Genomic DNA, 21,045 nt, shown 5'->3' with positions numbered 1-21,045 from the left:
ATGCCCAGCTACCGGCCCGACGAAGGGAATCCCGTGGCCCAGCTCCACACCGAAGACCACCCCAAGGCCCTCAAGCCCGCCCTCGAATCCATGACCCTGCTGGTCGCCGCCGTCATCGTCCATGACAAGGCCACCAACCGCGTCGTCCTCCTCCAGCGCAGCGAGAACGCCAAGTTTGCCCAGGGCATGTGGGACCTCCCTGTCGGCAAGAGCGAACCGGGCGAGCCGATCACGGAGACGGCTGTGCGGGAGCTGTACGAGGAGACGGGCCTGACGGTGAAGCCTGAGTCCCTCAAGATCGCGCACATCATCCACAGTGCGTGGGGCGTCGAGGCACCCAACGGATTCCTCACGGTTGTCTTCGCCGCTGACGAATGGACCGGCGAACCCGCAAACCGAGAGCCCCGCAAACACTCCCAAGTACGCTGGACTGAAACCGCATCGATCCCCGAGAGCTTTGTGGACACAACTGCTGGCGCGCTCCGCGCTTACCTCTCCAACGGGCCGCAGGTCTCTCTGGACGGGTGGATCTGAACCTCTTCATGACGATTGCGCGGGTCAATGTTAAGGCCCGACCACACTTGGTGGTCGGGGCCTTCACTCTTTTGAGACTAAACACTCTTTTGAGACTAAAGTTGCCACATCCAGCAGTTGGAGTAACACGCGCATTCCGTCCGGTGTGGCCTGCAGATGGGTTTCAAGGTAACCGACTTCGAGGCGACCTATGACGCTCGCAAAACCGGATGGGTGACCCTCGACCGCCACCAGCATCGGAGCTATCACTCGTCTTCCCAGAGCCAGGCTTTCAGACTTCCACTGACGCTGAAATTCTCGGCGATCTAAGGCAAGCGCAGCTGATCGTCTACTGGCACAGTAGCCGGGGGGAGCGTAGTGATTAGCAATTCCTCGGCAGATCTTTTACCCGACCGTCCACCTGCCGAGTAGCGTGTAGCAACCAACCGCTTACTGATTCGCCACTGACGCACCCCAAGGGTCTCCCGATCGGCATCTGAAGGCGTCATTCTAGATTTCCCATAAAGCCATTTACTCTGCATGAGCAGGGGGTAATTGTCATAGCTGAGTAGCCACCGGAACTGCGCTTTTGTTCGCAGGTATCCGGCTAGGTCGAGGTGGAGTGCTTCAATCCCAGGACGGGTGCCTGAAGAGCGCCTGCTGTCTCCGTAGCCACCGTGGGGATCAAAGGACGTCCGATACAGAAGCGAAGACTTTTCGATGTACGGAGGGTCCAGATAGGCAACTACCCGGGAAGGTAGGAGCTGTGGGTATTGCTCAGGCACGTCTTCGAGAGTTTGTCGCCAATCCTTGCACCATACGTCTACAAGGCGCCCGACGGCATATAGGTGGCCGACATACCTGATTCGCTCCGCAAGCGCTTCTGGGTTCCAGCGGCACCCGATCGGGTAGTTGCTGACTTGGGCGCGCCCGCCAATGGGTCCCGCCTTGCCGTGCAGGATTCCCGAAAAGGTGGTCCGGTTAAGGAACAGGCATTGCATCGCCACACTCATACGGCGATCGCGTGGATCCATCTCTGGTCGTGGTGCCCAAGCCCGCCAGTAATCCCATCGTTCCACGCCTGACACGCCGCCATTGCGAATGTATTGGTTCCACTCGTCATACATTCGGTCGATTAGCTGCTCGGTGTCATCGGCAGCTGCTTGCCAAAAGGCTGTGACTAGCGGGTCAACGTCTGCGAGCAGGATACGGTCTGCAATTCCCTCACCAATCGCGCGAAGTGATGCTGACGCACCGCCGGCGAACGGCTCCACTAGAAGATTTACTTCGGGAACCTCCCGAGATTGCTTCGCGGTAGTTATCACCCGTGCGATCACGGGGGCCAACGACGACTTCGCCCCTGGGTAACGCAAGGGGGACTGGTAACGGCCGCGGGAGAGCGCATGAGAGATGGGCTCAAGCTGTTGGGGCAGGGACCGCGCCTGAGCGTGGATCGCCTTGTCGGCACCGAACGGGTTGGTAACCCGAGCAGTGGTGCTTGCGCTGATGGCAGTCGCCGACGAGGTCACTGATGTCACCACCCCATCTTGCCGGATGGCAGTTGTGATCCGGAACATGATCGAGCCTAGTTCTTGAAGTAAGTCGGCGGGTGCACCGCTTGGAGGTCAAGTTTCAGCCCTGGGATGTTCTGCTGAGCCATCATCGTCAAGACAGAGCGCCCCACGCCGAGGGGCAGAGCGGCTGCTGAGTGTGCGAGGGCGATGGGCACGACAGCATGCTGGTACATGCGGGTCCTAAGCGAGTCAAGAATCTCGCATATCAGGCGAAGCGTCGGATATGCATCCCAACCTTCAACCTCCGACCTGCCGCCGTCGTATGGCGAGAGTCCTGCCTGGGGAGGGACTGTAATTACCAGAGGGTCCCCTGTCCGAGTGCGATAGATGAAGCGACGTCCGTAAAACTCATCTACGCCGTAGTGATTACCCTCAGGCCGCCCGGAAATCCTATTGATGTAAGCGTTCGTTAGCCGCATCACATGGCCCAACGGGATTAGATCTTTGATCAGCTCGGCGTGCTCGACGAAGGCGCCAGATTTCTCGATTCCTACGATTAGCGGGGCGACAAGATTCCGCTTGGCGCACCAGGCGCCGAGGTCGCCAAGGTGCTCCTCAAACCTACGCTTGAGCGGGGCGAGAGGGCCGAACAGCGCCAGCGGTCCGTCAGTAATGAATAGTGTATGCCGAAGAACTTCAGGTGCGGTATCGGCAAAGAAATTCAAGTAGCATACAGACATTAGCCTCTCAGCTGCTGTCATGACGCGCCCAAGAGGAGTAAAATTTGACCCTTCGTCGTTATATTCCTCATGAGATCGCAAGATATCCGCAAGATGGAGGTGGGTATTGCACGACTGGCACGATCCACCTTCCTTGGTAACTGTAAGCGTGAGGCTACTGGTCGCCTTAATCCCGCATCCCGGGCAAACGCGAAGGCTGATTTCGGTCGCAGGTTTGCCCCGAGTGCCGTGCAGTGCGAGGAGCGCATCTGCGAGGGTCATCTCCGTGGTGGAGTCGAAACGTGAACTGCGGAGAAAATCTTCGAGTTCCGCGCGCCAGGTTTCTACGCCACTCATCCCTGGCCGAGTCAGTTGAGATCCAGGGAGAGCTACGTCGAAAGCGTATTCAGAGTGGGAGTTACGGACCGCACGTGGGTCGATGTGCCTTTCTCGCGCAAGATTACGAAAGGCGTCGAGTCGTACCACCGAGCTGGCAACTCTCAGATAGCCAACCTTCACCGTGGGGTGGTTTCGAGTAGCCTCGACTTCGGTGTCTGATCCGTCAACCGTGATTGAGAATTCGACCTCCTCGAGTTTGCCTGAGAGCGGCAAATCTACGAGAGGCGAGCACAGTTCGGTGATCTCCTTTCCGCTGTCGGGGCGAGCGCTAGTGATGGACCAGCGTTGAAGAGCAGCGCGAACTGCTTCATTCCTCACTGTATCCACGTGTCCTAGCCTTGAAGCCTTTTCTCCTTCGTAGGGCACGACCTACTCGCCTTCGTTCGCGATATCAACGCCTGTCAGGCCAGCGGCGATTCGGGCCTTATTGACCATCGAGTGATCGAACTTGGAAATCTGCACCGGGACGATGTATTTTCCTGAATAGGTTTTCATCCGCACAAAACCGACGTCCTCTGCGCGGATGATACTCGGAGTCCATACCTTGAAATCGTAATAGTGCGCCAACTCGCGTGTTTCGTGATCGGAGTTGAGGTGCGCGATCAGCCAATTCGATGTGTTTGACAGCATTCGCTTGTCGACGGAAGTGACTTCTTGTGTCGCGTAGATCAGCCCCATGCGGTATTTTGCTGCCTCTTTCGACAGACGTACCCAGGGGTCGTCGGCCACGTCGCGTCCACTACGCTCAAAGAGGTTGTGTGCCTCTTCGACGACAATCTGCATGTCTACCGGATCGTGGTCGGTGCGGAACCGTTCACTTGCACGGTTCAAGAGATGGGTGACGATGCGTTCGGACATGACCTTCGCGACCATGTCGTTTCCGCTTGAAAGGTCCACGATTGAAAGTCGCCCTGCCAGCATGTCATTCCAAAGATGCTCCCCGACGTCTCCTGCCGATTCGGGCCCGTGGAACGGGCGGATGGTGTGAATGGACGAAGTCACACCCGTGTACTTATAAACACTCCAGATGGCGGTGAAATGACAGTCCTTAGTGTCATGCCACTTGGGGAAGTCACTTTCTCGCTCGCCGACCCATTCGGCAAGTGCCAGCGCGCCTGCAGGGCTGAGGACGCGGTAGCTCCCCGCCCGACCAGCCTGTGCGACTGCATTTGGATGGGAGGACATGAAGTCCGTCATCGGGCCTGATGGTGCAGGAACGACAAGAGCTTGCGGCAAATTCGGCGCCGAGAATCCGCACTTAGCCAGAAGGCCGTAAAAGGCGACCGTAGCCCACCCCCAGCGGGCGTGCCTACTGCGATCACTTTCATCGGGTTCATCTAGGACCGCAGACCGGAAGGTCTTTCCGTAGTTGGTATTGACCGGCGCAGTGGCTTCGCTTACCAGGCTCCAGGCCGCTTCGAGTACCTCACGGTCATAGAAGTTAATCCGAAGGGGCTGCTCCCGGCTGTCCACTGCGCTGGGTTCTACCTTGTAGATCCGCACAGTACTTGAGTCGTCGCCGAGCAGGCGTAGACCGGTGCGGTCCTGCTTATTTACGTTGGCATATTCGCCCTGTGGATCAAAAATAAGCTGACCGATGGAACGGCCATGGTCCGAGCCGTACTGATGGACCGCTGTAACCAGAGTCTTGATGGTGTTCGATTTACCGGTACGGGTCATTCCGAAAACAGCAGTTTTTCGACCGACGAAGTCGGATATGTTGATATGGACACGCGCCTGGTCAGTTCCGGAGACCAGGGCTTTACGTCGTGTGGCGGCGAATCGGACCTTACCGATCGCGAGGGCGTCCTTCTTGTCAGCAGGCGCAGGGTAGGAGGCCAGCCACGACAACACCTCAGTTGATGGCAGGAATACTTGGTAGCGAGCAGATACCACCACGTTGTCAATATCCGCCCCATATTCGATCAGGGCGTCGCGGGAATCGGTCTCGGTATAAAAGGTGCCCAAAACCTCACAGTCGAAGGCTGACTGTTGGAGTTCATTCCGCGTTAGTACATCCGTGACGTCGTCGAATCCGACCCCTGATGCGCCGGCATCGCGGACGACAGCGAGGCGGGTTTGAATGAGCTCTGACTCGTTCGGCAGTGGCGCAGTGCCGCGGACTCGGAGCAAAATAACTTCCTGGTCCTCAAGTATGAACCCAGAAGGCGTGTTATCACCCGCGACGGCGAGGAGGAAACCGCCCCTTGGAACCCCGCCAGCCTTCTCTTTTTTGAAGTCATCGGTCAACACCACGGCCGAGTCGTAGTCGAGACGATAGACGCCGCCGACTGGTACGCACCCCCTGTTGACTAGCGCAGTCAGTGGCTTCTTGAGTTCGACCGACTGTGAGAGTCCCTCAGTGATACTCAACGCGCCTTGCCCCCTCTACCAGTCACGCAAGGCAGGGCGCGACCGCAGTGTGGTTGTGGTCCAGAGTCACTCGGACGCTACACGGAGCCACTGACAGAAGTGGGCCGTATCGACGAAGTTGACAGGCACTCAGGTAGCGGGTGATGAGCGGTGGGCTGGCCACCTGGGGCGGAGGGGTGCGTGCTCGATCTCGCTCAAGAGCGTGAGGCCAAGGCGCTTCTAGGTTGAGATTCCGGTGTGCAGCGTCAGTTTCGTGCGTGAGCGGTGCGTGAGCGGACGGGGTGGCACAGGGTGGATTGGGTGGCATGTGGGGGTCGGGTCGTACCTTGCTGACCTGGGGAAACGGGACTCGGTGGCACGGTCCGGCACCAGGCTAGATGATCTTGCAGGCCCTCGTAATGCGTAGGTCTCGGGTTCGAATCCCGAAGGCGGCCCGGATCAGCCCCAGGACTCACTCGCCGTGACCTGGGGCTTTTTCATGCCCGAATGCAGCCCGGATGCTGCCCGGACCGCTGCCCGGATGCTGCCCGGATGTCGCCCGACCCCCGCGCGCGCGGGCGGAACTCGACGGTCTTCGCACCCTCCCGCTTGCCCCTTGCTCGCCCTCTCTGGCCGTCCCCTCCGTAGGCCACCCGACTTGACACTAAAGTGCATGATCGTGCAACCTTCTGGACGTCCTGGTCTCTCCTGACGACCCGTCGGGGGATGTCATTGTGTGTGCGATCAAATATCCGGAGGCCTGCATGGCTGATCCCGTGAAGATCAAGATCTGGTCCGACTACGTCTGCCCCTTCTGCATGCTGGCCGAAGGCCCCCTTGAAGAAGCGGTCAAGGATGTCGGCGTCGACGTGGAGATCGAGTGGATGCCCTTCGAGCTGCGTCCCCATCCTCAGCCCACCCTGCGGCCGGAGGACGACTACCTGCCCAATATCTGGAAGAGCGCCGTCTACCCCATGGCCCGTCGCCTGGGCGTCGACATCACGCTCCCCGACGTGTCCCCGCAGCCCCACACGGCCCTCGCCTTCGAGGGCTACCAGTACGCGGCCGAGAAGGGTCTGGGGGCCGAGTACAACCGGCGGATGTTCCGCGCCTTCTTCCAGGAGAGCCAGGACCTGGGGGAGATCGACGTCCTCACGACCCTGGCCGGCGAGATCGGCCTGGACGAGGCCGGGTTCCGGGCCGCGCTGGCGGACGGCAGCTATCGCGCCAAGCACCAGGACGCCCTGCGTGAGGCCGCGGCCCACCGGGTGCAGGCGGTTCCCACCATCCTCATCGGTGACACCCGGATCGAAGGCGTCCCGCGCACCGCGCAGTTGCGCAAGGCGATCCTCGACGCCCAGGCGCAGCAGGCCGATGACACCGTTTACGGTGCCGCCTGCGGTATCGACGGAGGCTGCTGAGTTGTCCCGTACCCATCCAGCCCTCGCCGCCATCCGGTTCGCCGGGCTCGAGCTGCGCAACAGATTTGCCGTTGCCCCCATGACGCGGGTGTCCGCGACCGAGGACGGCAGAGCCACGCAGGAGATGGCCGAGTACTACGCGGCCTTCGCCGAAGGCGGTTTCGGTCTCCTGATCACCGAAGGCACCTACACCGACACCGCCTTCAGCCAGGGGTATCTGCATCAGCCGGGCATCACGGACGAGGCGCAGGCCGCTGCCTGGCGGCCCGTCGTCGACAGAGCCCATGCCGCCGGCGCGCGCGTCGTCCTGCAGCTGATGCACGCCGGGGCCGTCTCGCAGGGCAACCGGTTCCGCGACTGGTCCGTGGGCCCTTCGGCGGTTCAGCCGCTGGGCGAGCAGCTGGCCAAGTACCGGGGCAGTGGCCGCTGGCCCGTACCGGCCGAAATGACTCGCTGTCAGATCGGAGAGGCGGTCGACGGGTTCGCGGCCGCTGCGGTCCGGGCCCGTACGGCAGGCTTCGACGGCGTGGAGATCCACGCGGCCAACGGCTATCTGCTCGACCAGTTCCTCACCCCGTACACAAATCTGCGGGGCGATGAATACGGAGGGGACGCCGAGGAGCGCTTCCGGCTCGTACGGGAAGTGATCTCCGAGACCAGGAGCGCGGCCGGGCCCGGTTTCCCGATCGGCGTCCGGCTCTCGCAGGGGAAGATCAACGATCCCTCGTGGCAGTGGCCCGGAGGACATGCCGAGGCGAGCGCCACGTTCCTGGCGGCTGCCACGGCCGGCGCGGACTATCTGCACCTCGCGGGCAGCCGACGGGACTGGCTCCCGCTCGCGCCGGCGTTTCCTGACGCTCCGTCGCGTCCTGAGGAGCCGACGCTTCCCGCGCTCGCCCGGAAGGTCACCGGGCTTCCCGTCATCGCCAATGGCGGGCTGCAGGAGGACGCGGTGGCACGGCGCGTCCTGGACGAGCAGCACGCCGACGTCCTGGCGCTCGGGACGGCCGCGCTGGCCAACCCCGACCTGCCGCGCAGAGTGGCCGCGGGCGAGGCCCTGGCGCCGTTCGATCCTCAGGTGCTGGAGCCGCTGGCGACATTGGGCAACGCCCGCGCCAGTGCGCACGCTTGACAGTCGTTACTTGCACATGCAAGATTAATGCCCTCGGGCCGGTTCTTCGGAGGCGGCTTCCTGAGGGTGTGTGCTTGCATGTGCAGGCAAGTCGTAGTGAAGTAACTCGGGAGACGGACTGCTCATGCAGACACATGAAAGCGAACTGATGGACTACGCCCACGAAGCGATCCGGCTCAGCCGCGAGCATGTCGCGCAGGGCGGTATCCCCTTCTCCGGCGTGGTCGTGGGCCACGGACGGATCCTGGGGACCGGCTTCAACCGAGTCGGCGAGGACAACGACCCGACCGCTCACGCCGAGGTCGTCGCCCTCCGGGAAGCCACCACCAAGCACGGGCTCCGCTCCGTGGCAGGAGCCACCCTGATCGCCTCCGGCGAACCCTGCGCCCTGTGTTACATGGCCTCGCTGTACGCCGGCATCGGCCACATCGTGCACGTCGCCGACCGCCATACCGCTGCCCGGTACGGCTTCGACTACACCAGCTCGTACTCCATCTTCGCCGAGGACCCGGCGAACTGGTCCCTCAAGGTCACGGCGCTGCAACTCCCCGAAGCAGAACAGCCGTTCCAGGACTTCCGCACCATGAGCCGCGCTGGGCGCTGACGCGCTCGGCTCTGACGCGCTCGCCGCTGACGCGCTCGGCGTTACGGCCCCCCTTCACCCCCACTCCCCATCATTCACCGCACGGAAGGACCACCCCATGCACTGGCTCTACCTCGCGATTGCTGTCGGCTTCGAGACCACGGTGGCCATCGCCGCCGGAAAGGCCGAGGGCTTCAAGAACCGCAAGTGGACCGCCATCACCCTGCTCAGCGGGGCGGCCGCGACCTTCTTCCTCAGCAAGGCGCTGCTGACCTTCGAGGTCGGCGTCGGCTACGCCCTGTGGACGTCCGTCGCCGGTGTCGGCATCACCGTCCTCGGAGCGCTGTTCTTCGGCCAGCGACTGAACCTGAACAAGGTGATCGGCATCGCCCTCGTCATCGGCGGCGTCGTCGGCCTGCAGCTGAGCGGTTCCGCCTGAGCCCAGGCGGATCTCCCGGCCTCGCATTCCGCGCACCGCGCAACCACCTGACGACATCCCACGAGAGGACTCAACCCCCATGTCCAACGCCCCCCGGAGCTCCGCCAACGCCTGGCTCATGCTCCTTCTCGCCGGAGGCTTCGAGATCGGGTACGCGCTCGCCGTCGGCGGCAGCGAAGGCTTCAGCCGCCTGACCTGGTCCCTGGTCGCCGTGGTGTTCTTCCTGTTGACGCTCTACGCACTGAGCCTCGCCCTGCGCACGATCGACGTGAGTGTCGGCTATGCGGTCTGGGCGGGTATCGGAGCGGTCGGCGCCGCGGTCTTCGGCCCGCTCTTCTTCGACGAGACCCTCACGGTGACCAAGGGCATCTGGCTGGCCGTCATCATCGTCGGGGTCATCTGGCTCAAGCTCGCCGACCGTACGAAGCCCGCCGAGGTGCCTGCCGAGACGCGGGAGTCCGAGCGTCTCGCGGACAGGTCCGCAGCGCTTCAGGCCTGACGTCCGCCGACCGTACGCCACAGGCGCATGCTGCCCTTTCTCGACAAGGGCAGCAGGCGCCTGTGGCGTTTCCCGTGGGGTGTCCTCCCGTGCGGTGTTCCCGTCACTTCGCGGCCACATGGGCAGCCGAGGCGGAAGTGGTGCGTACGCCCGGACGCTGGAGGTGTTGAGTGGTGCGTACGCCCGCGACGCCGGAGGTGTTGACGATCGAGCAGGCGCCGGCCGGGTCCTGATCGTGGTGTTCGCCGCGCGGGTGCACAGGTTCCCGGCACCACGCGTGGCCGACCCCGTCCGATCCGGAACCCAACCATCGCGCCGGGCCACTGCCCTGCTGGGCAGCGAAATCGGCCCGCACACCCGAGAGTTGACGCCCAGTGACAACCTCATCGACTCAACCGGAACAGCGAGGCTAAGCGCTGTGGCGATCCGTCTCGGCCAAGTGTCTCCGATACCAGTCGGCCGCATCAGTGAGCCAGGACAGCGGTTCGGGGGCGGGGGCGACGCCGAACGCGTTCCACACATCCTCGCTCAGGTACCAGTGGTCCTCGGCAAGCAAGCGGAACTGACGCTCGCTCACCCAACCGGGCCGTTCGCCGAGCGCGGCCAGGCACCGGTCGAGCGGCCAGTCCTCGGTCGGGTCCACCACAAGTCCGCGCGCGGCCAGCGAGGAGATCAAGTCGGCGATCGGCACGGGGCGCGGATGGTTCGCGTGAAAGATGCGCCCTTCCGTTTCCGGGGTGGGCTGTACGACCGTGATCCCGGCGATCAGCCGGGCCAGGTCGTGTACGGAGATCAGGGAGAGCAGTGCCTGTCCGCCGCCCCAGTGTGCAGGCACCCTGCGGAGAGCGTCCGCGAGTGCGGGCACCACCCATCGGTCGCCTGCGCCGACCACCAGACCGGGCCGCAGCACCACCCCGTGGGCATCAAGGACCGACTGCTCGGCGGCACGACGACTTGCGCTGGCCACCGAAAGCGGGCCGGGCGTCACCTGTCCGACAGCGATCCCACGGTGCACTCCGGCCCCGTACGCGGCAGCCGTCGACAGCAGGACCGTGCGCCGGATTCCGGAACGCTCGGCTTCGCGCACCGCCTCACGAGTGCCGAGTGTGTTGACGCGGTGACAACGTTCCGGGTCGGACCCGATGTACGAAGCGAGTTGCAGCAGTACGTCACTGCCCCTGCACAGACCGCGCAAGGAGGGCGGCTCCGCAAGATCGGCTTCGACCCACTCGACCCCCGCCCGCTCCTCGACGGCCGGGGCGTGGCGCCCCACGGCTCTGACCTCCACCCCGAGGCGGAGGAGTTGGTCCACTACGGCGCCACCGATGAAGCCGGTCGCGCCGATGACTGTGGCCCTCACGCGCTCTGCTTGGCCGGCGGGGCATCGTCGATGACGATCGATCTCCTGGCCTGCGGGGTCGCCACGGACGGGAGGAGGTAGCGCCACAACATACGGATCCGGGCAGGCAGGTCAGCACGGTGGGTGGTGATCTGGGAGAAGAGCTGCATTCCGGTGAACGAACCCACCAGGAGCCAGGACACCTCGTCCACCAGCGCGTCGAGGGCCAGTTCGCCATTGGAGCGGGCGGCAAGCAACTGTTCGTCGAAGACCTGGATCCATCCCTGATAGGCCTTGTCGTCCTGCAGGCCGAACTCACCCTGCTCCACGGCGAGCCGTACGCCGCCACGCAGAAGCGGGTCGACCTGCAACTGCCGGGCCAAGTACAGGGTGATGTGCACGAGCCGCTGCAACCCGTCCGGGCCGCCTGGCAGTTCGAGGTAAGCACCTTGCTCGATCATCACGGCCTTGGCGAGGTCTTCCTTGGAGCCGAAGTGGAAGTAGAGCGCCCCCGCCGTCACGCCGGCGCGTTTGAGGATGCGGGTGATGCTGGCCCCCGCGTAGCCGGACTCGTCGAAGACCTCTGCTGCTGCGAGCAGGAGTGTGCGGCGGGTCTGTTCCGCTCGCTCCTGTTTCAGTTGCGCCATGTCTCTCACCTTCTCAAAAAGAACGCTCCTTACGTTATCCGAGGGTCCCCCGGTCTGGGCAAGTCCGGTTTATGCGCCTTGAGTTACTAATATCCCCTAATCCCCTCACGGGAAAACAAAGAGATTGAGCCCCCTTGACTTGAGAAAACAAAAAGATCATTATTTTTGTATCGGGTACACGGAGTGGGCCTCGGGCACCTCTGTGTAGCCGTTCGCAAATGACTACCGATCGTGGGGGCGGAAAGTTGTCTGTTTCGGTGCTGGATCTTGAGACGCAGTCGGTCCATCAGTGGCAGGTGCACAAGCTTCGGGGTGAGGAAGTGCTGCTCAAGGCGTGGGCCGAACCGTCCCAGGGGCAATACGTGATCACCGCACGGTGGCCGCAGGGGCACGACTTCTACCGGCCGTCGAAGGGTATGTACGACCCGCTGCTGCTCGCCGAGAGCGTGCGCCAGGCGGTGCCGCTGCTGTCGCACGCCGTGCACGGCGCTCCGCGGGAGTACAAGCAGGCGTGGGAGGGCTTCAGCTTCTCGGTCGAGCCGCTGGCGTCGCTGGTGACCACCGCCGAGGAGGAGGTGCGCCTCGTGGTGTCCTGCTCGGACGTGGTCCGCCGCGGCGCCAGGTTCGCCGGCATGACGATGGACATCGACGTCCACCTGGGGGAGCGGCTGATGGGCACCGCGCACACCCGCTTCAACAACCAGCCCGCGGCCATATACCAGCGGCTGCGCGGGAGTTACGCGGACATAGGCGCCGCGCTCGCGCACTGCCTGCCGCCCGGCCCGCCCGTGGAGCCGCATCTGGTGGACCGGAGCTCCCCGGACGACGTGGTGCTCTCACCGGATCCGGCCGGTGTGCCCGGACAGTGGATGCTGCGGGTGGACCCCGGGCACCCGGTGCTGTTCGACCACGCCGTCGATCACGTGCCCGGGATGCTCCTCCTCGAAGCCGCCCGGCAGGCGGCGCACGCCGTCGGTGACGGCGCTTCGGTGGTCACCGGGATGAAGACGGACTTCGCCCGGTACGTCGAGTTCGACGTACCCGCCTTCGTCCTGGCGGGCGAGCCGGTCCGGGACGGCACGGGCCGGCGCCGCGTGGAGGTGTCGATCGAGCAGCGCGGCGTCCGGGTCTTCCGCTCCGAGGTGACCGTCGAGCCGACGATCGGCCTGTAGGTCTGTAGGACGCATTTCGGAAACGACGCAGTACGCAGCGCGGCGGGCGGCCCGTATCCCTTGGAAGGGATACGGGCCGCCCGCCGTCGGGTCAGACCTGCACCGGCTCCAGCGTCCGCGCCGGCTCCGGCATCGGCTCCGGAAGCTCGTCGTGCATCGTGACGTCGACGTGCACCGAGGCCGGGACCGCGAAGCTGGCCTCGTACCCGGGTGGTGCGAGCAGCTGCCGCACCCGCCAGCCGAGCGGCTGGTTGGTGAGATCCAGCCGGTTCATGATGGCGGCCATGCCCTGGCCCGTCGCCTTGGCCATGGCCTCCTTGCGGGTCCACAGGCGGGCGAAGTCCCGGACGAGTTCGTCGTCCGGACGGCCGCCCAGCCACTGCTGTTCCTTCGGGTGGAGGAACGGCAGGTAGCCGGCGACGGATTCCGGGGTCGGCCAGGACTCGATGTCGATGCCGATGGTGGCCTCGGCGACCCCGATGGCAACGTGGTCACCGCTGTGCGACATCGAGAACTCCAGCGCTTCGCTGTCCGGGCCCGGGTCGCGGATGGCCGGTCTTCCGTGTGCCCCGCCACAGCCGGGACACGGCTGCCGCAGGAAGCCGACGCTCCTGGGTGAGCAGTCGAGCGAGGAGCCGAGAACGCTCCGCAGCGCCCAGTGGGCGAAGACGTAGGCCTCCCGGCCGGCCGGCTGCGGTATCGAGGCCAGCCGGCGCCTTTCCTTCTCGTCGAACCAGTCGGGCGGAGCCCCGTCGTCCGCGAGGTGCTGCCCTGCCGGAGCCCGGACAATCCAGATGCCGACCGGATCGCGGACCTCCCCCGGGGGTGCGTCGGACCACTTGAGGTCGTGTGTCATGTCGATACGGCTCCTGATGCGACGGGGACCCGGCCGGTCCCCGCCACGGGTCGGATCAGGCGGTGGCTGCGAGCAGGGACCACGGACCGGTCGTGGCGTACTGCTCGAGGTCCTCGTGGGCGAGATAGCGCCGGAATCCCGGCACCTGCTCCGCCGGGCGCAGCGATCCGCGGTGCAGCACCAGGCCGCGCACGCTGGTCCCGTCGTCGTGCCAGCACACGAGCGGGACGAAGTACTCCGGCGTGTCGCAGGTTTCCTGTACGGCGGCCTGGTAGCCGTACGCGGGCAGCATGCTCATGCGGCCGCACCCACCGCCACGCCCATGCCCGCGCCCTCGGACTCGGGGCGGACGGCGAACAGGGATCCGTACTCGGTGATCCGCGCGGCTGCCTCGCTTCCGCCGGCGAGGTGCAGCGCGTGCCAGAAGAGCACCTGGTTCGCGGTGAGTACGGGGAACCCGAGCCGCTCCTCCAGGCCCGCGATGGTGCCCACCGCGCGAATGCCGTTGCCGGCGACCAGTACCGCCTGCGGCTGGTGCGGTGCGACGGCTGTCTCGATCCAGTGCACCAGCGCCTCCGGGGTGATCAGTTTCTGGTTGCTGGGGAGGCCGCAGGGGGCGTGGTGGACGACATTGAAGCCGCGCTCGCCGAAGTACGAGGCACCCAGGGCCGACAGCTCGTCGTCGAACCACGGCGGGTTGACGAGCGCGATCCGCTCGGCGCCCAGGGCGGTGAAGCCGGCCGTGGCCGCGTGGGTCGTGCCGGTGAGCGGGATGCCGCGGGTCCGCTCGGCGAGCCGCTCGAACAGCATCTGCTCGCCGTCGGCGCCCAGCACGTAGGCCGAGCTGGTGAACCCCAGGGCGATGGAGTCCAGCGGGGAGGCGGCAAGCAGCTCGACGGCGTCGTCGATGAAGGGCGGGTCGATGAAGGCGCGCACCGGATCGTGCGGGATCTTGGGATCCATTTCCCCACCGGGGCGCATCGCCCCGAAGTGGACGCGTGAACCGTGGATGTAGACGTCGCGCGGCGCCATCGCCTGAAGCTCGGACTCGGGCCCGACGTCCGCATGCGGAACGACGACGCCGACGCGGGCGGTCGTGGCCCAGCCGTCCTCGCGGGCCTGGAACTGAGTCATGGGCTGCTTCTCCTCTTCTGCTGTGCGTTACGGGTACGGCTTCTGCGGTACGGATGCGGCGTTACGGATGCGGCGTTACGGATACGGCGTTACGGATACGGCGTGAGGGATGTGGCGCCGCGGCTCAGGCCGCTTCGTCGGCGAGCGAGCCGCCGCTGACGGTGCCGGTGCCGTCCTTGTCCAGGAACTTCGGGTGCTTGCGGCGCATGTTGCCCATCACGAACTCGTACGGGACGTCGTCGAAGTCGCCGTGGTCGGTGAGGAACTCCATGTTCTGCCGCCCCTGCGCGTCGAAGGGGTGATAGAGACTGTCGGAGCGGCCGTCGAACTCCAGCGGAGTCATGCCGTACAGCCGGCACAGGAGCTTGTTGAAGACCGGGGTCACCTTCATCCAGCGCCCGTTGAGATACACGGTGGCCAGGCCGTGGAAGAAGACGTCGCCGCCTATGTACGAGCGCAGCCGGTCGGAGGCGAGGTGGTTGCGGACGTCGCTGTAGTGCAGCCGGGCGGGGATGCCCACGGCGCGGCAACAGGCGGCGTAGAGCACGGACTTGTGCAGGCAGAAGCCCTTGCGGGCGTCGATGATGGAGGACGCCTGCAGGCCCTGCGGCGACAGGCTGGCGCCGTAGACCTCGTAGTGGATGCCGTCGCGCACCGCGTAGTAGAGGGCGACGGCGAGGTCGACCGGGTCGGCGGTTTCGCGGTCGACCCCGACCAGGGCCTTGTCGACGAAGGCCTTGACGGTCTCGTGCTCGTAGTTGAGGAAGTCGGTGGCCGCCGTGAGGTGTGCACGGTCGTCGGCGGTCAGCTGCTCGGACGTGGCGTCGGCCAGGGTGTCGGTCATGGTGTCGGTCATGCGAGTGCCTCTCGTCACAGGCCCATCAGGGCGGCGATGCAGTTGCGCTGGATTTCGTTGGTGCCGGAGTAGATGGAGCCGGCGGCGGCGTTGCGGAGCTCGCGCTCGATGCCCGTGTCGGTCAGGTAGCCGCGCGCGCCGAAGATCTGGATCGCGTCCTGGGCGGTGCGCTGGTTGGCCTCGCTGACCACGATCTTGGTGGCGGCCACGTCCAGCGAGGCGTCCTTGCCGACCTCGACCTTGCGGCCGGTCTCGTACAGCCACTTGCGGGCCGTCTCCACGGCGATCTTCATGTTGGCGATCTTGTGGGCGACCGCCTGGTTCTTGCCGATGGCGCTGCCGAACTGCTGCCGGGTGTTGGCGTGTTCGACTACTCGCTTCAGACGGTGGGTCATCTCGCCGAGGTTGACGGCGAAGGAGAAGAGGACCTCCCGCTTCATCACGTAATCCATGATCAGGAAGCCGGCGCCCTCGCTGCCGAGACGGTTGCCGACGGGCAGCCGGACGTCCTTCAGCGTGACCTCGCTGATCGGGGAGGTGCGCAGCCCCATCGTCTCCAGCGGCTCGCCGATCGTCAGGCCCGGCGTGTTGCGCTCGGCGAGGAAGGTGCTCAGCCCGAAGGCGCCCGGCTTGCCGGTACGGACGTACAGGAGGAAGAGGTCGGCGACCGGGGCGTTGGTGATGAACAGCTTGCCGCCGTTGATGACGTACTCGTCGCCGTCGCGGACGGCCGTGGTCTGGATGTTCATCACGTCCGAGCCGTGGCCGGCCTCGGTGATGGCGTGCGCGGTGATGGCCTGCCCGGAGGTGACCTGCGGCAGATAGCGCTCGCGCAGGTCGTCGGAGCCGAACGACTGCAGCGGTATGCCGACGCTGACTATCTGCGTGGATGCCGAGAAGTTCAGGCCGGCGTCCCGGCTGGTGTAACCGAGGCCCTCCAGCGCCGCCATGGTTTCGGTGAGCGTCCGGCCGGCGCCGCCGTACTCCGGGGCGAAGGGGAGAGTGAAGAGCCCGGACTGCTGCAGGGGCTTCCACTTCTCGTGCGGGAACTCGGCGGCGCGGTCCCAGCGGGTGACGTCGTCGTTCAGCTCGTCGGCGTAAGGGGCTGTGACGCCGTAGGTGTCTGAGGCCTTTTCAACTGCCATGCGTGTGCTGCCTTGCCTTTCGCTGGGCGCCGTGCGGGCGCTGGGTGCCGGGCGCCGGTGCGGGGCGCTGGACGCTGGGCGCCGGGTGCAGGGCCGCGCCGTCGCGGCCCTGCACCCGGGGTGGTGGATCAGTAGCGGGAGAAGCCGTCCTCGGAGAGCGAGTGCTTCTCGTCGCCACGCAGCGCCGGGCTGAAGACGGAGACGAGCAGGAGGTCCTCGTCGTCGGAGGCGAGCAGGTGGTGGGCGTCGTTCATGTCCAGGGCGTAGATGGTCCCGGTCTTGATCTTGTGACGGACGCCTTCCGTGGTGACGACCTCGCCCGAGCCGCCGATGCAGTAACAGGCCTCCAGGTGGCCGAGGTACTGCAGCGCGCTGGAGGTGCCCTGACGGACCAGCGTCTCGCAGACGGTGAAGCCCATCCCGTCGGCCTCGGTGAGCAGGCGGTGGCTGGTGCCGCTGCCCCACTCGATCGCGGGGACGTCGGAGAGGGAACGGACGATCATGGGGAGACTCCTGTCATCGCTGTGTTCTGGGCGGATGCTGCGTGTACATGCATGTATGCATGTGTACGGGCGTGTACTTCCGGTACTTGCGGGTGCTTGCTCGTGCGCCGCGGCCGCTGTGCGTGCGTCGCGGGGTGTGGTCTGGTGCGGGGGAGAGGAAGGTCCGTCAGACCGCGGCCGGAGCGGCCTGGCCGACGAAGTTCCGGATGTCCGCGAGCGTGCGGTAGACGGCCGGCTCCAGCGGGATGTCGTCGACGGGGATGCTGTACGTCTCGGATATCCAGGAGATGAGGCGGACCAGGCCGAGGCTGTTCACGACGGTGCTCTCGATGAGGTCGAAGTCGTCGGTCAGGTCCTCGGTGTCCTCACCGGCCAGGAACTCCTGGACGATGTAGTCGCGGATCGGGTCGTTGTTGTCGGCGCTCATCAAGAGGCTCCGTTCAGTTGGGTGTTCTTGATCGAATTACGGTCGGGCTTGCCGGTCGGGGTCTTCGGCAGCGGAGTGCCACCGAGCCCCACCGAGCTGGGCACGGCGTGCCGCGGCAGGTGCTTCGCCGCGTACGCCCGCAGTCCCAGCGAGCTCAGGGTGGTGCCGTCCCGGCGCACCACTTCGGCGTGCAGCCGGGTGCCCGCCTCGGGGCAGGGCAGCGCGACGACTGCGGCCTCGACGATGTCCGGGTGTGCCTCCAGGACGGTCTCGACCTCCAGGGTGTTGGTGCGCACGCCGCGCACCTTGACCTGGAAGTCGGTGCGCCCCTGGAGGTAGTAGTGGTCGTAGGCGTCGCGGTGGACGAGGTCGCCGGTGCGGTAGAACATGGCGCCGCCGCCGCGCGGGTCCGGTATGAAGGCGTGCGCGTTGCGGGAGTGCTCCAGATAGCCGCAGGTCTGGAAGGGGGTGTGCACCAGGAGTTCGCCGGTGCCGGGACCCTGCAGGACCTCGGTCCCGTCGGGCCCTTCGATCAGCAGCACGGCGTCGGTGCCGTCGATCGGGGTGCCGATGGGCAGCGGGTGCACGTACGCGCCCGGATCGATGTCGTGGACGAAGCTGTCGTTGGTCTCCGTACAGCCGAAGACGTTGTGGAAGCGGGCGGCCGGACAGGCGGCGAAGGCGTCCTGCAGTCCCTGCTCGGAGACGGCCTCCCCGGTGAAGACGACCGTGCGGACCGACGGGTAGCGGGCGCCGCCCGCTGCCAGCAGCCGGTGCAGCAGCGGCACCCCTTGAACCAGGGTCACCTCGTTGCTCTCCGCGAGGTCGCGCAGATAGCCGGCGTCCCCGCTGGCCCCGGCGTCGGCCAGTACGACCGTGCCGCCGGCCTGCAGCACCGTCCACACGTCCAGGAGTGCCAGGTCGAAGTTGAGCGGCGAGAAGCTCAGCGACCTGGTGTCGCTGTCGAGCCCGAACTTCTCCGTGGCCCAGGCGTCGAAGCGGTCGAAGGCCTCGATGCGGACCGGGACGAGCTTGGGTATTCCGGTGGACCCGGAGGTGGTGAGGGTCAGCAGCGACTCCTCGGGGTCGGGGGCGCTGAAGCCCTCCGACAGTGCGGGGTCGCCCTCCTCCCTCGACAGGATCACGCCGCCACCGGGGACCGCGGTGGCCGACAGCGGGCCGTGGGCCTGGGCGGTGAGCGTGGACAGGGCGGCGGCGCCCAGTCCGGGCGACGGGACCAGGGTGTTGATCCCCTGCCGCCATGCTGCCAGCAGCAGTGCGACGGTCTCCGGCGACTTGTGGGCCGGGACGCACAGGGCGCGTACGGAGCCGAAGCCGGCGCCGTCGAGGTCCGCGGCGGCGCGGTGGGTCAGCTGGTCGAGATCCGCGTAGGTGACCCGTTCGCCTGCGAAGACGAGCGCGGTGCTGTCGGGCTGTTCCTGTACGTGCCGACTGATTGCCTGCAACAGGCGAGGCGAAGGCAACGGTCCCCCCTCGGTGGTTTTGGCTTCTTGGCTACGAGAGAGAATCTACGGGTCTTTATTTGCATGGTCAAGCATATAAATCTGGTGGAGGAGTGATCCAGGTCACTACCCCGCGCGCCGGAAAAAGAGCCCGAACATGCAAAAGACGGCGGGAGGCCGGGTCACCCCGGGCGCATCCCGCCGTCTGTCGTGATCAGCGTCAGGCGGCACTCCGCAGCGCTTGCACCGCACGGGCGAACTGATCGTCGGCGCTCGCGGTGTTGAGGGCCGAGCTGAGGACGTCGGCGTACGTGGAACGGGCGTCCTGGTAGCGCTTGCGGCCCTCTTCGGTGATGACGGCGAAGACGCCGCGCCTGTCGTCGGCGCAGTTGTCCTTGTAGGCATAGCCGGCGCTGTCCAGCCGCCCCACCAGGCGTGTTACCGAGCTCTGGCCCAGACCGATGTGGTCCGCGAGCTCCTGCATGCGACGCTCGCCCTTCTCTGCCTGGGTGAGGACTTCCAGGGCCCGGTACTCGGACAGGCCGACGCCGTGACGGCGCTGCAGGGTGTGGGCGAGCTGACGCTCCACGAAGGCGTGCAGGCCGAGAACGGCCTCCCACATGGCCTGGTCGGAGGCGGCGCGCGGCTGTTGGTGGATCGTCATGGAACGGCTCCCCTTCTCGACTGCGATTAACAACAAGATACATGCCCATGCAATCATCTGGGGAGTGCTCGGGCCCGTAAGGATGGGCTCCGTCCGCTATGTACTTGTATACGCAATCAAGGGGTCAGTGTTCCCAGTCCTCCAGGGTGCTGCAGGCGTAGGCGGCCGAGACGAGCGTCATGTGCCGGTGCCAGCCGGGGAAGGAGCGGCCCTCGAAGTCGAGGAGGCCGAAGTGCTCGCCCAGGCGGTTGACCGTGGCCTGCGCCCCGTGGGGCGAACGGGCCAGTTCCAGCAGTTCGGCCGGGTGGCGGTCGGTGATGTTCGTCAGCCAGATCCGCCCCGGACGCCCGGTGCTCGCGTCCCACTCGGCCAGCAGCCGGCCGGCCCCGCGCACGCGCTCGCCGTCCGGGCGCAGTCCGCGCACCGGTGTGTCGTACGAGACGACCTGCCGGCCCGCCCCCGTCGGGTGCCGTACGCCCCGGCGCAGCAGCAGGCCGCGCACCGACTCCCGTTCGCCGGGCGGCAGTTCCGGATCGGCGAGGGTGGTCTGGCCCGGGAGGGCAAGGACGAAGCTGTGCCCGCTGCCGTGCAGTCGCTGCGCCAGCGGTGCGGTGTCGCACAGGGCCGTCAGGTCGGCCACCACCGGCGCCGTCTGCCCGTCCGACCATGACGTCATCTCCTGGACCAGGCCCAGGGCGTGGGCCCACAGCGGCTGGGCCTGCGTCGTCCCGGGGATCTTCACCCGGTCGCGCACCGCCTGGTCGCCGGTGAACCGGGGGGGCAGGAAGAGCCGCCAGTCGACCGGCAGGTGCGCCTGCCCGGCGTCCAGGAACAGGCCCAGGCCCAGCTGGCAGTTGACGGTCCGCCCGGACTCCGGAAGGAAGCGCTGGTGCACACCGGCCGAGTAGTTGCCGCGCTTGGGCAGTACCGCCGGCGCCAGTGTCCAGGCCCGTACCGGCAGTGACTGGGCGGCCCAGCGGGTCAGTTCGCCGCGTACCGGGGCCCAGTCCCACGGGCTGGCGTTGACGAACTGATGCAGCGAAGCCGACGCCGCCTCCGAGCCGGTGACGGCGGCCGCCATCCGGCGCACGGTCTTCTTTCCGTGTGTCCGCAGCAGCCCCTGCAGATACGCATGCCCCCAACGCTGCTGGTCAGAGCGGTGCAGATGGCCGAACAGGCGCCGGGAAAGGTCCCCCAGCGGCCGGCCCGCCACCACGTCGGGCGTCTCGTGCATCGTCGTCACTGCAGGTCCCCTCCCAGGTGAGCGT

The 21,045-nt window shown here is 65.9% G+C and carries 23 protein-coding genes; 7 read left to right on the top strand and 16 right to left on the bottom strand.

The genetic code is table 11. The features are described from left to right. Nucleotides 1-534: an NUDIX domain-containing protein gene (locus AB0D18_RS21065; RefSeq protein WP_362420514.1), complete on the top strand. Its 534-nt coding sequence runs from the start codon at nt 1-3 to the stop codon at nt 532-534. Nucleotides 535-839: 305 nt separating this feature from the next. Here the strand turns inward: AB0D18_RS21065 and AB0D18_RS21060 are convergent, their stop codons facing one another. The 3 genes from AB0D18_RS21060 to AB0D18_RS21050 form a co-directional block, all read right to left on the bottom strand. After that, nucleotides 840-2,090, bottom strand: a complete 1,251-nt coding sequence (locus AB0D18_RS21060; protein WP_362420511.1) for a DNA adenine methylase — start codon at nt 2,088-2,090, stop codon at nt 840-842. 8 nt (nt 2,091-2,098) lie between these two features. After that, nucleotides 2,099-2,788 (bottom strand): hypothetical protein, encoded by a 690-nt coding sequence (locus tag AB0D18_RS21055; RefSeq protein WP_362420508.1) that lies wholly within the window; start codon nt 2,786-2,788, stop codon nt 2,099-2,101. A 726-nt stretch (nt 2,789-3,514) separates the two neighbouring features. Continuing rightward, a complete protein-coding gene (locus AB0D18_RS21050) occupies nt 3,515-5,518 on the bottom strand; it encodes a DUF87 domain-containing protein (protein ID WP_362420505.1) in 2,004 nt (667 codons plus the stop codon). Nucleotides 5,519-6,261: 743 nt separating this feature from the next. Between AB0D18_RS21050 and AB0D18_RS21045 the strand changes: the two genes are divergently transcribed. The 5 genes from AB0D18_RS21045 to AB0D18_RS21025 all read left to right on the top strand — a co-directional run bounded on the left by AB0D18_RS21045 (nt 6,262) and on the right by AB0D18_RS21025 (nt 9,571). Further along, complete coding sequence (locus tag AB0D18_RS21045) at nt 6,262-6,918, top strand: DsbA family oxidoreductase (protein ID WP_362420502.1); 657 nt, start codon at nt 6,262-6,264, stop codon at nt 6,916-6,918. Then, nucleotides 6,872-8,050: an NADH:flavin oxidoreductase gene (locus AB0D18_RS21040; RefSeq protein ID WP_362420500.1), complete on the top strand. Its 1,179-nt coding sequence runs from the start codon at nt 6,872-6,874 to the stop codon at nt 8,048-8,050. The genes AB0D18_RS21045 and AB0D18_RS21040 overlap by 47 nt, the downstream gene beginning before the upstream one ends. Before the next feature lie 124 nt (nt 8,051-8,174). Next, on the top strand, nt 8,175-8,654 hold the full coding sequence (locus AB0D18_RS21035; protein WP_362420497.1) for a nucleoside deaminase: 480 nt from the start codon (nt 8,175-8,177) through the stop codon (nt 8,652-8,654). Nucleotides 8,655-8,751: 97 nt separating this feature from the next. After that, nucleotides 8,752-9,072, top strand: coding sequence for a multidrug efflux SMR transporter (locus tag AB0D18_RS21030; protein ID WP_362420494.1), 321 nt, complete (start codon nt 8,752-8,754; stop codon nt 9,070-9,072). A 79-nt stretch (nt 9,073-9,151) separates the two neighbouring features. After that, a complete protein-coding gene (locus AB0D18_RS21025) occupies nt 9,152-9,571 on the top strand; it encodes a multidrug efflux SMR transporter (protein ID WP_362420491.1) in 420 nt (139 codons plus the stop codon). Nucleotides 9,572-9,674: 103 nt separating this feature from the next. On the opposite strand, the gene AB0D18_RS21020 is transcribed toward AB0D18_RS21025, so the two are convergent. The 3 genes from AB0D18_RS21020 to AB0D18_RS21010 all read right to left on the bottom strand — a co-directional run bounded on the left by AB0D18_RS21020 (nt 9,675) and on the right by AB0D18_RS21010 (nt 11,557). Further along, nucleotides 9,675-9,830, bottom strand: a complete 156-nt coding sequence (locus tag AB0D18_RS21020) for a hypothetical protein (protein WP_362420488.1) — start codon at nt 9,828-9,830, stop codon at nt 9,675-9,677. Between the two features lie 150 nt (nt 9,831-9,980). Further along, a complete protein-coding gene (locus AB0D18_RS21015) occupies nt 9,981-10,931 on the bottom strand; it encodes an NAD(P)-dependent oxidoreductase (protein ID WP_362420485.1) in 951 nt (316 codons plus the stop codon). After that, the gene (locus AB0D18_RS21010; protein WP_362420482.1) at nt 10,928-11,557 is read right to left on the bottom strand and encodes a ScbR family autoregulator-binding transcription factor; all 630 of its coding nucleotides are present in this window, start codon (nt 11,555-11,557) and stop codon (nt 10,928-10,930) included. Before AB0D18_RS21010 ends, AB0D18_RS21015 begins: the two co-directional genes overlap by 4 nt. Before the next feature lie 218 nt (nt 11,558-11,775). Between AB0D18_RS21010 and AB0D18_RS21005 the strand changes: the two genes are divergently transcribed. Further along, nucleotides 11,776-12,729 carry a ScbA/BarX family gamma-butyrolactone biosynthesis protein gene (locus tag AB0D18_RS21005; RefSeq protein ID WP_362420479.1) on the top strand — a complete coding sequence of 318 codons (954 nt, stop codon included), beginning with the start codon at nt 11,776-11,778 and terminating at the stop codon, nt 12,727-12,729. Nucleotides 12,730-12,820: 91 nt separating this feature from the next. On the opposite strand, the gene AB0D18_RS21000 is transcribed toward AB0D18_RS21005, so the two are convergent. The 10 genes from AB0D18_RS21000 to AB0D18_RS20955 form a co-directional block, all read right to left on the bottom strand. Beyond that, nucleotides 12,821-13,585, bottom strand: coding sequence for a 4'-phosphopantetheinyl transferase superfamily protein (locus AB0D18_RS21000; protein ID WP_362420476.1), 765 nt, complete (start codon nt 13,583-13,585; stop codon nt 12,821-12,823). Nucleotides 13,586-13,640: 55 nt separating this feature from the next. Next, nucleotides 13,641-13,883, bottom strand: coding sequence for a DUF6253 family protein (locus tag AB0D18_RS20995; RefSeq protein ID WP_362420474.1), 243 nt, complete (start codon nt 13,881-13,883; stop codon nt 13,641-13,643). After that, the gene (locus AB0D18_RS20990; protein ID WP_362420471.1) at nt 13,880-14,719 is read right to left on the bottom strand and encodes a maleate cis-trans isomerase; all 840 of its coding nucleotides are present in this window, start codon (nt 14,717-14,719) and stop codon (nt 13,880-13,882) included. Before AB0D18_RS20990 ends, AB0D18_RS20995 begins: the two co-directional genes overlap by 4 nt. Nucleotides 14,720-14,843: 124 nt before the next feature. Next, nucleotides 14,844-15,575 carry a transglutaminase family protein gene (locus AB0D18_RS20985; RefSeq protein WP_362420468.1) on the bottom strand — a complete coding sequence of 244 codons (732 nt, stop codon included), beginning with the start codon at nt 15,573-15,575 and terminating at the stop codon, nt 14,844-14,846. Nucleotides 15,576-15,589: 14 nt separating this feature from the next. Next, on the bottom strand, nt 15,590-16,720 hold the full coding sequence (locus tag AB0D18_RS20980) for an acyl-CoA dehydrogenase family protein (protein ID WP_362420465.1): 1,131 nt from the start codon (nt 16,718-16,720) through the stop codon (nt 15,590-15,592). A gap of 128 nt (nt 16,721-16,848) precedes the next feature. After that, nucleotides 16,849-17,223 (bottom strand): ectoine synthase, encoded by a 375-nt coding sequence (locus tag AB0D18_RS20975; protein WP_362420462.1) that lies wholly within the window; start codon nt 17,221-17,223, stop codon nt 16,849-16,851. Between the two features lie 166 nt (nt 17,224-17,389). Beyond that, nucleotides 17,390-17,650 (bottom strand): acyl carrier protein, encoded by a 261-nt coding sequence (locus AB0D18_RS20970; protein WP_362420459.1) that lies wholly within the window; start codon nt 17,648-17,650, stop codon nt 17,390-17,392. Then, nucleotides 17,650-19,116: an AMP-binding protein gene (locus tag AB0D18_RS20965; RefSeq protein ID WP_362420456.1), complete on the bottom strand. Its 1,467-nt coding sequence runs from the start codon at nt 19,114-19,116 to the stop codon at nt 17,650-17,652. Before AB0D18_RS20965 ends, AB0D18_RS20970 begins: the two co-directional genes overlap by 1 nt. Nucleotides 19,117-19,333: 217 nt before the next feature. After that, on the bottom strand, nt 19,334-19,777 hold the full coding sequence (locus tag AB0D18_RS20960; protein WP_362420453.1) for a MarR family transcriptional regulator: 444 nt from the start codon (nt 19,775-19,777) through the stop codon (nt 19,334-19,336). 124 nt (nt 19,778-19,901) lie between these two features. Then, nucleotides 19,902-21,011 (bottom strand): transposase, encoded by a 1,110-nt coding sequence (locus tag AB0D18_RS20955; RefSeq protein ID WP_362420710.1) that lies wholly within the window; start codon nt 21,009-21,011, stop codon nt 19,902-19,904. Nucleotides 21,012-21,045: the final 34 nt, after the last annotated feature.

The sequence above is a fragment of the Streptomyces sp. NPDC048442 genome, from assembly GCF_040651475.1.
In the GTDB taxonomy this organism is placed as follows: domain Bacteria; phylum Actinomycetota; class Actinomycetes; order Streptomycetales; family Streptomycetaceae; genus Streptomyces.
Note: the sequence above shows the minus strand (reverse complement) of the source record. Positions and strands in the feature narration are given on the sequence as shown.